The organism is Brevibacterium sp. JSBI002 (genome assembly GCF_026013965.1).
Classification (GTDB): Bacteria; Actinomycetota; Actinomycetes; order Actinomycetales; family Brevibacteriaceae; genus Brevibacterium.
Map to the genome: position 1 here is coordinate 156,973 of NZ_CP110341.1, position 14,911 is coordinate 171,883.

10 protein-coding genes are annotated in these 14,911 nt (G+C 66.1%); 8 read left to right on the top strand and 2 right to left on the bottom strand.

The window, feature by feature from the left end; genetic code table 11:
• Positions 1-127 precede the first annotated feature (127 nt).
• Positions 128-1,327 carry a M20 metallopeptidase family protein gene (locus tag LJ362_RS00695; RefSeq protein ID WP_264800268.1) on the top strand — a complete coding sequence of 400 codons (1,200 nt, stop codon included), beginning with the start codon at positions 128-130 and terminating at the stop codon, positions 1,325-1,327.
• A gap of 239 nt (positions 1,328-1,566) precedes the next feature.
• Here the strand turns inward: LJ362_RS00695 and fdhA are convergent, their stop codons facing one another.
• Both fdhA and LJ362_RS00705 read right to left on the bottom strand, forming a co-directional pair.
• Positions 1,567-2,781, bottom strand: coding sequence for a formaldehyde dehydrogenase, glutathione-independent (gene fdhA, locus LJ362_RS00700; RefSeq protein ID WP_264800269.1), 1,215 nt, complete (start codon positions 2,779-2,781; stop codon positions 1,567-1,569).
• Between the two features lie 170 nt (positions 2,782-2,951).
• Positions 2,952-3,884: a LysR family transcriptional regulator gene (locus LJ362_RS00705; protein WP_264800270.1), complete on the bottom strand. Its 933-nt coding sequence runs from the start codon at positions 3,882-3,884 to the stop codon at positions 2,952-2,954.
• A gap of 262 nt (positions 3,885-4,146) precedes the next feature.
• Between LJ362_RS00705 and LJ362_RS00710 the strand changes: the two genes are divergently transcribed.
• The 7 genes from LJ362_RS00710 (at position 4,147) to LJ362_RS00740 (ending at position 14,869) form a co-directional block, all read left to right on the top strand.
• On the top strand, positions 4,147-5,367 hold the full coding sequence (locus LJ362_RS00710; protein ID WP_264801880.1) for an aromatic ring-hydroxylating oxygenase subunit alpha: 1,221 nt from the start codon (positions 4,147-4,149) through the stop codon (positions 5,365-5,367).
• Positions 5,364-6,878, top strand: a complete 1,515-nt coding sequence (locus LJ362_RS00715) for a flavin reductase family protein (protein ID WP_264800271.1) — start codon at positions 5,364-5,366, stop codon at positions 6,876-6,878. Before LJ362_RS00710 ends, LJ362_RS00715 begins: the two co-directional genes overlap by 4 nt.
• 47 nt (positions 6,879-6,925) lie before the next feature.
• Positions 6,926-8,278 (top strand): MFS transporter, encoded by a 1,353-nt coding sequence (locus LJ362_RS00720; RefSeq protein ID WP_264800272.1) that lies wholly within the window; start codon positions 6,926-6,928, stop codon positions 8,276-8,278.
• A 62-nt stretch (positions 8,279-8,340) separates the two neighbouring features.
• Positions 8,341-10,899 carry a GcvT family protein gene (locus LJ362_RS00725; protein WP_264800273.1) on the top strand — a complete coding sequence of 853 codons (2,559 nt, stop codon included), beginning with the start codon at positions 8,341-8,343 and terminating at the stop codon, positions 10,897-10,899.
• A 237-nt stretch (positions 10,900-11,136) separates the two neighbouring features.
• Positions 11,137-12,300 carry a thiolase domain-containing protein gene (locus tag LJ362_RS00730; protein WP_264800274.1) on the top strand — a complete coding sequence of 388 codons (1,164 nt, stop codon included), beginning with the start codon at positions 11,137-11,139 and terminating at the stop codon, positions 12,298-12,300.
• Positions 12,300-13,949 carry an AMP-binding protein gene (locus LJ362_RS00735; protein WP_264800275.1) on the top strand — a complete coding sequence of 550 codons (1,650 nt, stop codon included), beginning with the start codon at positions 12,300-12,302 and terminating at the stop codon, positions 13,947-13,949. Before LJ362_RS00730 ends, LJ362_RS00735 begins: the two co-directional genes overlap by 1 nt.
• Complete coding sequence (locus LJ362_RS00740) at positions 13,946-14,869, top strand: SDR family NAD(P)-dependent oxidoreductase (protein WP_264800276.1); 924 nt, start codon at positions 13,946-13,948, stop codon at positions 14,867-14,869. Before LJ362_RS00735 ends, LJ362_RS00740 begins: the two co-directional genes overlap by 4 nt.
• Positions 14,870-14,911 lie beyond the last annotated feature (42 nt).

Genomic DNA, 14,911 nt, shown 5'->3' on the forward strand with positions numbered 1-14,911 from the left:
CAACACTACTTGCCCGTGTAGACCGGCAACAAGGGTGCGTTGACCACCGGAGGGCATAGATTGGTAACAGCAGCCGACCGGAACCGGTCGAACCGAACCGCACGCCACCCACACGATGAGGAGCCCCATGACCACCCCAGATTTCCGCACCGAAGCTCAGGGCCACCTCGGCGATCTCATTTCCCTGCGACGCAAGCTGCACGCGAACCCCGAACTGGGATTCGACCTTCCCTTCACGCAGCAGACGGTGCTCGATGAGCTCGCCGGGCTGGGACTTGAGATCACCACGGGGGAGTCGCTCACCTCGGTGGTGGCCGTCCTCAAGGGCGGGAAACCCGGGCCCGCAGTCCTGCTGCGTGGAGACATGGACGCGCTGCCGGTCGTCGAGGACACCGGCCTCGACTTCGCGTCGACGAATGGGAACATGCACGCCTGCGGCCACGACCTGCACACGGCGGGGCTTGTCGGCGCCGCACGCTTGCTCGCCGCTCACCGCGAGGAGATCCCCGGATCGATCATCTTCATGTTCCAACCCGCCGAGGAGGTCGAAGGCGGGGCCGAGCCGATGATCGCCGAGGGGGTGCTCGAAGCCGCCGGTGTCCCGGTCGTCGCGGCCTACGGCATCCACGTCGAAGCCGACGTTCGAGGTCGCTTCACGACGAAGGGCGGGCCGCTCATGGCTGGCTTCGCCGACCTCAACCTGACCATCCACGGGGCGGGCGGACACAGCAGCCAACCGCAGGCGACCCGCGACCCCGTGCCGGCGCTCGCCGAGGTGGTGCTGGCCCTGAACACGATGACCGGTCGGTCCTTCGACATCTTCGACCCCGTCGTCGTCTCGGTCACTCAGCTCGAAGCCGCGCAGGCCAGCAACGTCATCCCGGACTCGGCGAAGCTCACCGCTTCCATCCGTTTCCTCTCCGCCGAATCTGTTGCCCTGCTGCAGGAGCGGGTGACCGAGATCGCCGAGAACATCGCCCGGGCGCATCGCTGCACCGCCGAGGTGGACTTCCAAGTGGGATTCCCCGTGACCGTCAATAACCCCGCCGAGTCGACGGTCGTGCTCGAGCGACTGGGCTCAGAATTCGGGTCCGAGCGGGTCGTCGAGATGGAGCATCCGCGGATGGGGTCCGAGGACTTCTCATTCGTCTTGCAGAAAGTGCCGGGCACATTCGTGTTCCTCGGCGCAACACCCGAGGGCATCGACCCGGACGCCGAGACGAACCACTCGCCCAGGGTGGTCTTCGACGACGGACTGCTCGGCGATCAGGCCGCAGCGCTCGCCCACCTGGCGTTTGCGCGGCTGGAAGATGAGGAGCGGGGCTGACACTTCTGGCACAAAGCAGAATGTCTCCTGCGGGTGGATCCACCGCGAAAATCCAGAGAGAATCGCGGTGGATCCACCCGCAGGGGACAAGTTGGGCGGCGGGGACCCCGGTGACACAAAACAGTGGTCGCAATCGGATACTCAGGAGATCCTGGAAGTATCCGATTGCGACCACTTCTCACCGCTTCACCCGGCTTTCGGCCATGAGAAGCTCGGGCTCAGCGTGAGGTCTGAGAGCCTCAGGCGGAGATGAGGCCGTGCGGGTCGAGGACGAACTTCTTCGCGACACCGGAGTCGAATTCGGCGTAGCCCTGCGGGGCATCCTCGAGGCGGATCGGGGTCGCATTGACGTTCTTCGCGATCGAGACCTTGTCGTGCAGGATCGCCCGCATCAGCCCCCGGTTGTACTTCATCACCGGGCACTGACCGGTCACGAACACATGCGACTTCGCGAATCCGAGGCCGAAGCGCATCGACAGCGACCCTTCCTTCGCCGCCTCATCGGGCGCGCCCGGATCGCCGGTGACATAGAGGCCGGGGATGCCGAGGCTGCCGCCGGCTCGGGTGATGTCCATGAGCGAGTTGAGCACTGTTGCCGGCGCCTCGTGGCTGGCGTCCTTGCCGTGTCCGCGCGCCTCGAAGCCGACGGCGTCGATTCCGCAGTCGACCTCGGGCTCGCCGAGGATCTGCTCGATCTGGTCCTTCGGGTCACCCTTGGACACGTCGACCGTCTCGCACCCGAATCCGCGGGCCTGAGCCAGTCGATCCTCGTTGAGATCGCCGACGATGACGCAGGCCGCACCGAGCAGAAGCGCCGAGGTGGCCGCGGCGATTCCGACCGGGCCCGCACCGGCGACGTAGACCGTCGAACCCACCCCGACGCCGGCGCTGACGGCACCGTGGAAACCGGTGGGGAAGATGTCGGAGAGCATCGTGAGGTCGAGGATCTTCTCCATCGCCTGATCCTTGTCCGGGAACTTCAGGACGTTCCAGTCGGCATAGGGCACGAGCACGTACTCGGCCTGACCGCCGACCCAGCCGCCCATATCGACATAGCCATAGGCCGAGCCCGGACGATCGGGATTGACGTTGAGGCAGATGCCGGTCTTGCCTTCCTGGCAGTTGCGGCAGCGACCGCACGAGATGTTGAACGGCACCGACACGAGATCGCCGACCTTGACGAATTCGACGTCTCGGCCCACCTCGACGACCTCACCGGTGATCTCGTGTCCGAGCACTAGACCCTCCGGGGCAGTCGTACGGCCCCGGACCATGTGCTGGTCGGAGCCGCAGATGTTCGTCGCCACCGTCTTGAGGATGACACCGTGATCGACCCTGCGGCCGATATTGGCGGGATTTACTCCAGGCCCGTCCTTGAGAACGAATTCCGGGTACTCGGTGTCGATGACCTCGACCTTTCCGGGACCTGCATAGCTGATTGCCTTATTGCTCATCGTTGAGCCTCCATGTGTGTGAAACGCGGGAGTTCGACATGCGAGTGCGACGAACGGGAGCCCGTCGACAGCTCTGACATATCAGTCTGACATCAGACTTAGATGCAGTCTCGCCGTCGTGAGAGAGCTCTGTCAAGCCCCCGTGTCGGTGGCCGGGCGGAGGTGCCGTTTCAGGAGTCCTCGCGCAGGCGGGTGGAGAGGATGTACTGGGAGGTTGTGCGCAGATGTTGAAGGGAATCTCTGATCAGCGGGGACCTGCGACTGCCTGCCCGCATGGCGGCGATGATCTTTCGGCTCAGTCGGCCGGAGCCTGTCAGGCGAACGCGGCTGACGTTGTCTTCGCCGGCGAGACTCGCGAGTCGCGGCAGCAGGCTGACTCCGATGCCTGCCCCGACCAAGGCTGCCGAGGTCTCCCACTCGGCCGACTCGTGTGCCACCGATGGCGTCACTCCCGCCGCCGTGAAGGCAGCGATGAAAAGTGAGTGATAGGGCGATCCCGGGCCTGCTGTGATCCACTCCTCTCCCGCGAGTTCGCTCAGCGTCACCGACTCCCGACCTGCAACCGGGTGATCGGAGGGCACCATGACGTCGAGCGGGTCGTCGAGGAGGTCGATGCTCTCGAATCGATCGTCCTCCTCGACCTGGACATTGCCCTGCATCGAGACGATGACGGCGAGGTCGATGCGCTCGGAGATGAGGAGTTCGAAACAGCGGGTCGGACTCGCTTCGATGACATGGACGCTGACCCCGGGACGAGTCGTGCGCAGCTTGGCCGCCAACGGTGCCAGCAGGTTCGACGAGGCGGTCGAGAATCCGCCGATTCCGAAATGCGTCGGTGCCTGGTCGCCTGCCCCAAGCGCTCCGGCCCGGATGTCCTCCCATACGGCGGTCAGCTCGTCGGACCGACGGACGAGATAGCGGCCGGTCGACGTCAATCGCAGGCCTCGGCCGTCCTTGACGAGCAGCGTCATGCCCAAGGACTGCTGCAGCTCTCTGAGCTGGCCGGAGACTGCCGACGCGGAGTAGCCCGTGAGCTCGGCGGTGGCGGCGATGGTGCCGCAGGCGGCGAAGGTGCGCAGCGTCGTCAGGCGCGGATCGATCATGCTCATCATTATGCAGATAATCCGCACAGTATGTAACGAAATCTCGCGCTTTTCCTGCAGAGTGTTCATCGCTAGTGTGACTGTCGAGATCGTTCCGGCAGCACACGGTCTCCGCGGTCTCCGCCGAGGATTTCGCCCCTTCCACCGGTGGGCCGCTGCCGGCAGACATCAAGGGAGATGAGCATTGACAGCTACCAACCTGGCACCGACGAAGAAGGGCTTCCCCGCGGGGTTCACCGAGGAGAAGCTCGACGAGACCCGCATCCGACTCGACACGCGCCGGACAGGCTTCTCGCTCGAAGCTCCGTTCTACACGGACCCGAGCCTCTTCAATCTCGACATGCAGGCCATCTTCGGTCAGCACTGGGTCTTCGCGTGCAGCGTCGCCGAGATCCCCGAGCCGGGTGACTACGTCACGCTCGACTACGGCCCGTACTCCCTCATCGTCCTGCACAATGATGACGGCGGCGTCAACGTCCTCCACAACGTCTGCCGGCACCGCGGGGCACGAGTCCTCACCGATCCGCAGGGAACGACGGGCAACCTCGTCTGCGGCTACCACTCGTGGACGTACTCTCCCGAGGGCGACCTCATCCACGCCTCGGCGCCGGGGGAGATGACCTTCGACAAGTCCTGCTACGCGCTCAAGCGCGCGCACGGGAAGATCGCCGCCGGACTCGTGTTCATCTGCCTGGCCGAAGAGCCGCCGACGGATTTCCACGAGACCGCGAAGATCTTCGAGCCCTACATCGCCCCTCATGAGCTGGCGAAGACGAAGGTCGCCTATCAGCAGAACATCGTCGAAGAGGGCAACTGGAAGCTCGTGATGGAGAACAACCGCGAGTGCTACCACTGCGACGGCCACCCGGAGCTCGCGTGCTCGCTGTTCCCGACCTGGGGCCTGACCGACGAGACGATCCCACCCCACCTCGAAGACGTCTGGGACCGCAACCAGCAGGCGCAGGCCTCCCTCGAATACCGCTGCCGCCGCTACGGCCTGCCCTATGAGGTCGTCGAAGAACTCGACACCCGCGTCGGCGGCATCCGCATCTCCCGCGAATCGCTCGACGGAGCGGGGGAGTCCTTCTCGGCAGACGGGCGCCGGCTGTCGAAGAAGCTGCTCGGCGACCTCCCGGACTTCCGCCTCGGCCGCTGCTCGATGCATCTGCAGCCGAACTCCTGGTTCCACCTCCTCGGCGATCACGTCATCACCTTCGCGGCATTCCCGATCAGTGCCTCGAAGACCCTCGTGCGCACCACCTGGCTCGTCGCCGACGACGCCGTCGAAGGCGTCGACTATGACCTTGAAACCCTCACGCACACGTGGAAGCAGACGAACCTGCAGGACAAGGCCTTCGTCGAACTCTGCCAGCAGGGAGCGGCGAGCCCGTTCTACGAGCAGGGACCGTATATGAAGAGCGAGTATCAGGTCGAAGCCTTCATCAACTGGTACGTGCAGCGGATGCGGGAGCACGTCGGATGAGGTCCTCCGCTGTGCCCGCGCTGCCGCTGGCCCAGCGGGTGCGCGGACTGGAGATGCCGTGGAACCGCGTGCTCTCGAGCGCCTCGGAGCCGGCCGGAGCCGCCACAGCCCTGGGGCCATGGCACCCGCAGGAATTCGCCGCCGAATGCGTGGAGACCATCCCCGAGGCGGGAGGGATGATGGTCTTCGTCTTCCGTCGCATGGACGGGGCGCCCCTGGCGTTCCGATCTGGGCAGTACATCAACATCGACTTCCCCATCGACGGACCGAATGCCGAACCGGTCTCGCGCAGCTATTCGATCTCCTCGGCGCCGACCGAGCCGTGGACGTTCTCGATCACGATCAAACGCGACCCCAAGGGAAAGGTGTCGCCCTGGGCGCATGACCACCTCCGCCCCGGCACCGTCCTCGACATGCTCGGCCCGGTCGGCGCCTTCCACCTCGCAGATTACGACCGGCGAGCACGGTTCCTGCTGCTCGCGGCCGGAGCCGGGATCACCCCACTGATGTCGATGATCCGCACCGTCCACTCCCTGCCCGGCCAGGCCGATGTCGTCCTCCTCTACCACGGAGCCGCACCCGACTCCTTTGCCTTCTCCGAGGAGCTCGACTTCCTCGCGAACGTGGATTTCCGGATCAAGGTCATCTACTGCCTCGGCGATCGGGAATGCGGCGACGAATGGGAGGGACGCACGGGACGCCTGTCGACGTCGCTGCTCGACGAACTCGTCCCCGACGCCAACGGTCGGCAGGTCTTCGCCTGCGGCCCGGAGGGGTACCTCAACTCCGCGACCGAACTGCTGCGCACCGTCGGCGTCGACGACACCTCAGTGTTCATGGAGTTCTTCTCCGGAGACCGTGAGATCCGTGCCGAATACGCCGAGGAAGTCGCCATCGCCGGCGAGATCGCCGAGGAGATCGCGGCGACGACCGAGGAGTACTTCGAGTCCCAGCCGGCCGCGCTCGACATGTACGAACCCGAGTACGACGCCGACGGACCGGTCGAGGCCGTCGGCGCACCGACCGAAGCAGTCGACGCCGAGGCGGTCGTGCCCGTCGACGCCGAGGTCGAGATCGAGGTCGTCGGCGTCACTGATGAGAACCTGGCCGAGGCGGGGCCTGATTCAGCGTCCGACGCTGGGTCCACGGTCCCGGCTGGGGATGGGGCGGCCGCCTCGGCGGGGGAATCGGGCGACGATGACGAAATCGCCGTCGTCGACCCGGCCGCACTGCCGACTGTGGGGCAGGGTGAGCACACGATGTCGTTCGTGCGCACCGGCCTCAACGTCTGCGTCGGGGAGGACGAAACGGTCCTCCAAGCCGCGCGGAAGGCGGGGGTGAAGATCCCCGCGAACTGTCAGGAGGGCATGTGCGGATCCTGCAAGGTCGTCAAACTCGACGGCGACGTCGAGATGAACCATCTGGGCGGCATCCGCGCCCGCGAGATCGACGCCGGGAAGTTCCTGCCGTGCTGCTCGACGGTGAAGACCGACCTCGTCATCGACGCCTGAACCGGGCGCTGACCACCCTATTCGTTCAGTGAGTCGAAGGAGACCACATGACACAGCAGAAGGACATCGACGGCATCGAGCCGGTCCGTCGTGATGCTCTCGCGCAGCAGACCGATGCCGGGCGGATCTCGATCGATGAGGCCCCGCTCAACCGGCTCGTGCTCCTCGTCGCGATTGCGGCCTTCGGTGGGATCTTCATCGACGGCTACATCCTCGGCGTCATCGGCGGTGCCGTCGCTCCGGCGGCCGCGGAGGTGGGGCTGTCGGCGTTGGGGCAGGGGCTGATTGCGGCGAGTGCGCTCATCGGCATCTTCGTCTCCGGTCTGTTCTTCGGACGGATCGCCGACCGCTACGGACGCAAGCGGGTGTTCTTCTGGAACCTCGTCGGCTTCGTCGTCGTCTCGCTGGCCCAGCTCTTCGTCGTCGGCACATGGGATCTCGTGGCCATGCGGCTGATGCTCGGCCTGCTCATCGGCGTCGAATACGCGGTCGGCACCGCATTGCTCGCCGAGTTCACCCCGCGCCGCCACCGCAGCGTCCTGCTCGGGTCGATCGCGGCGTTCTGGTTCATCGGGTTCATCTCGGCGTTCGTCGTCGCCCACGTCTGGGACGCGGATTCGTGGCGGATGCTCCTGGCCAGCAGCGCAGTGCCGGCCCTGGTCGTGCTCATCCTGCGCATGGCCCTGCCCGAATCGCCGAGGTGGCTGCAGGCACAGGGACGCACGACCGAGGCGCAGGCGATCGTCTCCGCCCACTATGGCCCGCAGTACGGACTGCCTCCGGCGCCGACCGAGGTCGTCAAGACCCGCCTGCGTGACTTCTTCCGCGAGAACGACGTTCGCACGGTGATCTACTCCGGACTGTTCTGGTTCTGCCAGGTCGGTCCGCTGTTCGCGATCTTCACGTTCATCGTGCCGGTGCTCGAAGACCTCGGACTCAACAGCGGATTCTCCACGGATCTGCTTATGAACGGGCTCCAGCTCCTCGGTGCCGGTGTGGGATTGTGGCTGCTGTGGCTGCTGCCCCGACGCACGTTCGTCAATTGGACCTTCGCGCTCATGGAGGTCCTGCTCGTCTTCCTCGGCGGCTGGACTGAGCTGCCGTCATTGGTCGTGCTCATCGTCTTCGGCGCTTTCGTCCTCATCATCACGGCGTCGAACAGCATCCAGTACGTCTATCCGCCGGAGATGTTCACCACCCGGTTCCGCAGCACCGGCGTCGGCTACGCCGCGGCATTCAGCCGAGTCGGTGCGGCCGGAGCGACCTATCTGTTCCCGGTCACGCTCGAACACCTCGGTGTCTCGAGCACCCTGCTCATTGCGGCGATCTTCCCTCTGGTCGGGTTCATCGCTTCGCTCTTCTGGGCACCGGAAACCAAATACTCCGCATTGGACGACTGAGCTCCGCTCCGGCGTCTGCTGCGACAACTGCCTCTACCACCGTCAATAACAAGGAGTACTCAGTGCCGATCTCATCACCACGAGTCGTCATCATCGGAGCCGGCATCGTCGGCGCCAACCTCGCCGACGAACTCGCGCAGCTGGGCTGGACCAACACCCTCGTCATCGAACAGGGCCCGCTGAACATCCCGGGCGGCTCGACCTCGCACGCACCGGGACTCGTCTTCTCCTCGAACGCGTCGAAGTCGATGACCGAATTCGCGCAGTACACGATCGAGAAGCTCACCTCGCTGACCGGGCCCGATGGGCGAGGCTCATTCCTGCCCGTCGGCGGACTCGAGATCGCCACCACCGAGGATCGGCTGCAGGATCTGCACCGCCGAGCCGGATGGAACCGGTCCTACGGGGTCGAAGCCGACGTCATCGACGCCGACGAGTGCGCGAAGCTCTTCCCCATGCTCAACCGGGACATGGTCCACGGCGGACTGCTCACCCCCGGCGACGGACTCGCCCTGGCCGCGAAGGGCACGCAGCTCGTCATCGACCGCGCCCGTGCCGCGGGAGTCGAATTCCGCGACCGGACCACGGTGACCGATGTCGAGACCACAGGCGGTCGCGTCAGCGCCGTCATCGCCGGTGAGGACCGTATCCCCGCCGATATCGTCGTCTCCTGCGCCGGGTTCTGGGGACCGAAGATCGGTGAGATGGTCGGCACCCCGATCCCGCTGCTGCCCTTGGGACACCAGTTCGCCTGGACCACCGAGGTGCCCTCACTCATCGGGAAGAACGAGTTGCCGGCGGGGGCACAGGCTCCGATCCTGCGCTACCAGGACAAGGACCTGTACTACCGCGAATGGGGTGAGCGGATCGGCATCGGCTCCTACGCACACCGGCCGATGCCCGTCGACCTCGACACGCTGCAGACCTACTCACCCGACGAGATCACCAGCGAACGGATGCCCTCGAGCCTCGAGTTCACCCCGGACGACTTCGCCCCCGAATGGGAGGCGACGAAGACACTGCTGCCCGAACTCGCTCAGACTCAGATCCAGCGCGGCTTCAATGGCATCTTCTCGTTCACCCCTGACGGTGGTTCGCTGGTCGGACAGTCCCGACAGGTCGACGGATTCTTCGTCGCCGAGGCGGTGTGGGTGACCCATGGCGCCGGCATCGCCCGCGCTGTGGCCGAGCTCATCGCCGAAGGACGGTCGAAGACCGACCTGTCAGGAATCGACCTCAACCGCTTCGAAGACGTGCAGACGAACGTCGACTACGTCAGCGAAACCTCGCAGCAGAACTTCGTCGAGATCTACGACATCATCCACCCCCTGCAGCCACGGGTCTCCCCGCGAGACCTGCGGTCGAGCCCGTTCCGCAGGCAGCAGGAGGAGCTCGGTGCGTTCTTCCTCGAGACCTCCGGCTGGGAGCGGCCGCACTGGTTCGACGCGAACGCCGCTCTGCTGTCGGAGATGCCGTCCGAGTGGGCGGCACCGGAACGGGACGCCTGGGCGGATCAGTTCCACTCGCCCATCGCCGCAGCCGAAGCGTGGAAGACGCGCACCTCGGTGGCGATGTTCGACATGACCCAGCTCAAGCGCTTCGAGGTCACCGGCCCCGGAGCGGGCGAACTGCTGCACGGGATGACCACCTCGTCGATGCTGCGCAAACCGGGAGCGGTCAGCTACACGCTGCTGCTCGACGAAGCCGGCGGCATCACGAGCGACATCACGGTCGCGATCCTCGACGAGGAGACCTACCAGGTGGGAGCGAACTCGAACATCGACCTCGCGGCCATCTCACGGGCGGCCAGGCACCAGTCTGCCGCCGACCCGTCCAAGTGGGTCACCGTGCGCGAGACGACGCCGGGAACCTGCTGCATCGGACTGTGGGGCCCGCTGGCCCGGGACGTCATCGCCAAGGTCACCGATGAGGACTTCAGCGACGCCGGACTCAAGTACTTCCGCACGAAGCCCGCGGTGCTCGGGGGAGTGCCGGTCACGGCGATGCGCCTGTCCTATGTCGGCGAACTCGGCTGGGAGATCTACACCTCGGCCGATCTCGGGTCGCGACTGTGGGACGTGCTGTGGGAAGCCGGTGAGGAATTCGGCATCATCGCCGGAGGCCGCGAAGCCTTCAACTCGATGCGACTTGAGAAGGGGTTCCGATCCTTCGGCACCGATATGACCAGCGAACACGAACCGGTTCAGGCCGGACTCGGCTTCGCCGTGAAGGCCTCGAAGACCGACGATTTCACCGGCAAGGCCGCGCTGGAGTCGAGGGCCGCAGCCGCGACGACGAAGCTGACCTGCCTCACCCTCGACGTGCCTTCTGACGTGGTGCTCGGCAAAGAGCCGGTGTACGTGGTCGGCGGGTCGGGGGTCGCGGACGGCGCGAACGCCTCGGCGAAGTCGGACGGATCGGTCGGTTCGGGAGTTGCCGACGGCTACGTCACTTCGGCGGCATACGGATACACCATCGGGAAGTCGATCGCCTACGCCTGGCTGCCGAACACTCTGTCGGTCGGTGATGCTGTCGAGATCGAATACCTCGGACGTCGCCTGCCGGCCACAGTCTCCGCCGAGCCGCTCTTCGACCCGGAGATGACTCGCCTCAAGGGGTGAGCCGAGGCGGCAGTCGCTGCCGAAGCTCATCGAAAAACGCACGGAGCGTCGAGAAACGGGCGCGGACACCCGTTTCTCGACGCTCCGCCCGTTTTTCGGCGGCTGGGCCTGTGGGGGTGTGTCGAAGGCCGACACCAATGTTCCATATGGTGGATTTTCTTTGACCAGCTGATGGGACCGGGAAAGTATGAGAGGACAGTGCTCGTTCCGCTGAGCCCGGTACCCGAAGGAGTGTCCATGTCCTCACCTGCGATCATCGGCTGGTCCCACGGCAAGTTCGGTCGGTCCGAATCACCGCTGCCCCAGATGATGGCCGACGTCGCCCGCGACGCCATCGCCGAGGCGGGACTGGAGCCGGCCGACATCGACGTCATCCACGTCGGCGTGTTCAACAACGGACTCTCCCGGCAAGGCTTCGAAGCCGCACTGCCGGGCACCGCGTTCCCCGAACTCGCCCGCACACCCGCTCACCGGCACGAGAACGCCTGCGCTACCGGCTCCGCCGCAATCTTCGCAGCCCACGACTCCATCGCCGCCGGCCGCCACAAGACCGCCCTGGTCATCGGTGCCGAACGCATGACCCAGGCTTCCGGCCACGACGTCAATGAAGTGCTGCTCAGCGCCAGCTTCCGGGAAGAGGAAGAGCACTATAAGTCCTTCGCCGGAGTCTTCGGCGAGATCGCCCGCCAGTACTTCGACCGCTATGGCGACCACTCCGAAGCACTCGCGAAGATCGCCGCAAAGAATCACGCCAACGGATCGCAGAATCCGCTGGCGCACATGCAGAAGGACCTCGGCTTCGACTTCTGCAACACCGTGAGCGAGAAGAACCCGTACGTCGCCGAACCCCTGCGCCGCACCGACTGCTCGATGGTCTCCGACGGGGCCGCAGCCCTGGTCCTGGCCGCCGAGGATGTCGCCGCCTCCGCACCGCAGGCCGTGACCTGGAGAGGCATGGGCAACGCCAACGACGTCCTGCCGCTGTCCCAACGCGACCCGCTCGAGATGGCCGGCGCCCGGGCCGCCATGAATCAGGCGCTGACAGCCGCCGGCATCGGCATCGACGACCTCGACTTCCTCGAGACTCATGACTGCTTCACCATCGCCGAACTCCTCGAATACGAAGCCTTCGGACTCGCCGCCCCTGGTCAGGGGCACACCCTGCTCGACGAGGGTGCCACCGAGGTCGGCGGCCGCCTACCCGTCAACCCCTCCGGCGGACTCAAAGCCAAAGGCCACCCCATCGGCGCCACCGGTGTGTCCATGCACGCCCTCGCCGCCGCACAGCTGACCGGCCGCTCGCCCGGCATCCAGGTCGAGGCCCCGGAGCTCGCCGGAGTCTTCAATATGGGCGGTGCCGCCGTATCGAACTTCGCCTCCGTCCTCGAGCGCGTCCGCTGATGCGCGCCATCTCCCAGACGTCCCCGGCCAAGGACTTCACACCCACACCTCGGCGCGGGGTCAACGTCTCTCACTTCCTCACCCAGACAGCCCGCCGCCTGCCCGACAACCTCGCCGTCGTCGACGACGACCACGGGCAGCGCTGGACCTGGGCCGAACTCGATGCTCGCGCCGAAGCGCTCGCCGCCGCCCTGCAGGCCGGTGGCGTCGACCGCCGTGACACTGTCCTCCTCGTCTCGGCCAACCACGCCGAGGTGATCCAGTCCTTCTGGGGAATCCTGCGCTCCGGCGGCGTCATCGCCCCACCGAATGCGGCCCTGTCGACCGAGGAGCTGCTCGGCATCAGCGCCGAAGTCGCCCCTGCCGCCGTCATCGCCGACCGCGCCCACGCCGACTTCGTCACCGCCCTCAAAGACACCGGCTTCACCGACCCCGTCTTCTGGATCGGCGACCTGCCCACAGCCCAGGCGGCAGCCGCACCGGCAGAGGCCGTCGACTCGACTGTCGACGAGGACGACCCCTGCTGGTACTTCTTCACCTCCGGGTCGACCGGGCGACCCAAGGCCGCGACGTTCACGCACCGCCATCTCGGCGCGGTGCTCATGAATCACCGCTGCGACCTCTTCCCCAACGAGGCCGAGACCGGGGCGTCCCTCGTGCTCGCACCGCTGTCGCACGGGGCGGGCATCCACATGCTCGGGCAGGTCTTCGGCGGCACCCCGTCGATCATCCACCCAGGTGGCAAGCCCAGCATGGAATCCCTGTGGCCGGCCATCGACGCCTACGGGATCACGAACGCCTTCACCGTCCCGACCATCCTCAACCGCATCGCCGCCGGTTATCCGACGGGCCGCGGACCCGAGGACCACACCCTCGAGCGCGTCATCTACGCCGGCGCCCCGATGCTCGCGACCGACCAGGCCCAGGCACTCGAAAGGCTCGGGCCCTGCCTCGTCCAGTACTTCGGACTCGCCGAGGTGACCGGAGCGATCACGATCCTCCGCCCCGAGGATCACGGAGCCATCCCCGTCGATGACGCCGGAATCGGCACCTGCGGACGCGCCCGCACCGGAGTCGAAATCGTCATCGTCGACGAGACCGGGGCGCAGCTGCCCGCCGGTGAGCAGGGCGAAGTCTGTGTGGCCGGACCGACCGTGTGCGCCGGCTACCTCGGCCGCCCCGATGCGAATGCCGAATCCTTCGCCGGAGGGCTCTTCCACACCGGCGATGTCGGCTACCTCGACGAACGCGGGTACCTCTTCCTCACCGGCCGCAAGTCCGATATGTACATTTCCGGCGGTTCGAACGTCTACCCCCGCGAGATCGAGGAGCTCCTCCTCACCGACACCGAGGTGGCCCAGGCCGTCGTCGTGGGCGTGCCCGACCCGCAGTGGGGCGAGATCGGCGTGGCCGTCATCGAACGCGCGCCGTCGACCGGGAACGGAGGTGCCCGTGACAGAAGTGCGGGCGACGGAGGTGCCGACGACCTGGCCGAGCGGTTGACCGCGCTGTGCAAGTCTGGGCTGGCGAAATACAAGGTGCCCAAGGAGATCCACTTCGTCGAGACCATGCCGGTCACCGCCTACGGCAAACTCGCACGCAAGGAACTCAAAGCCGAATACTCCCAAGGACGGGGCAGCGCACGATGAGCACTACAGAGACGGCAGCCGTGTCAGTGCCGACAGGTAGGTTAGTCGGCACGACGATCATGGCCATCGGCTGCGGCACTCCGGACGGGGAGGTGAACAACGGCTTCGCCGCTGCGATCGGATTCCTTAGCGAGGGAGCGAAGGTCTGCATCGTCGACCGTGACCCGAGGGCGCTTGACGAAGCGACGCGGGCCCTCGCCGAGGTGGTTGCCCGGGCCGACTCGAACTGCGCGGTCACGGCTGGGCGGGGCCGCCTCGACGGGGTTGTTCTCAATGCGGAGGTCGATCTCGACGCTCAGCTGACCACGGTCGTCGCAGATGTCGGCGACGAAGACTCCCTGGCAGCGGCGTTCGCGCACTGTGCCGACCTCCTCGGTGGACCGACCGTGCTCCATTACAACGTCGGAATCGTCGTCAACGGAGGAGTCGACGAACTCGAGACCGACGGCTTCAGGCGCGCCCTCGACATCAACCTCACCGGGGCGTTCTCGGCGATCAAACATGCTCTGCCGCATATGCGCGCGGCCGGGCGCGGGTCGATCATCACGGTGTCCTCGGTCGGCGGCATGCGCTACATGGGGTATGACTACCCGGCGTATGCGGCATCGAAGGCCGGACTCATCGAACTGACGAAGGTCGTCGGCGCGCAGTACGCCTCCGAAGGCATCCGTGCGAACTCGATCGCCCCCGGCCTCATCGAGACCCCGCTCATCCATCGTTCGATCTCGGGCCACTACGACTCGGTCGAGGAGATGCTCGAAGCCCGTCACGCGCAGTCGCCGACGGGGAAGATGGGCAAGCCCGAGGACGTCGCGGACCTCGCGGTGTTCCTCGCATCAGGCGAATCGGCTTACATCAACTCCACGCTCATCCCCGTGGATGGGGGACTGACCCATTACGCGGGGATGCCGAAGCGATGAGGTTGCGGTTCGCGCGGCCGGCGGCGGTCGCCTCGGCGGGGG

Bases quoted from the DNA above. Each gene is read 5' to 3' on its own strand.
- LJ362_RS00695 (WP_264800268.1), top strand. From the start codon at position 128: ATGACCACCCCAGATTTCCGCACCGAAGCTCAGGGCCACCTCGGCGAT.
- fdhA (WP_264800269.1), bottom strand. From the start codon at position 2,781: ATGAGCAATAAGGCAATCAGCTATGCAGGTCCCGGAAAGGTCGAGGTC.
- LJ362_RS00705 (WP_264800270.1), bottom strand. From the start codon at position 3,884: ATGATCGATCCGCGCCTGACGACGCTGCGCACCTTCGCCGCCTGCGGC.
- LJ362_RS00715 (WP_264800271.1), top strand. From the start codon at position 5,364: ATGAGGTCCTCCGCTGTGCCCGCGCTGCCGCTGGCCCAGCGGGTGCGC.
- LJ362_RS00720 (WP_264800272.1), top strand. From the start codon at position 6,926: ATGACACAGCAGAAGGACATCGACGGCATCGAGCCGGTCCGTCGTGAT.
- LJ362_RS00730 (WP_264800274.1), top strand. From the start codon at position 11,137: ATGTCCTCACCTGCGATCATCGGCTGGTCCCACGGCAAGTTCGGTCGG.
- LJ362_RS00735 (WP_264800275.1), top strand. From the start codon at position 12,300: ATGCGCGCCATCTCCCAGACGTCCCCGGCCAAGGACTTCACACCCACA.
- LJ362_RS00740 (WP_264800276.1), top strand. From the start codon at position 13,946: ATGAGCACTACAGAGACGGCAGCCGTGTCAGTGCCGACAGGTAGGTTA.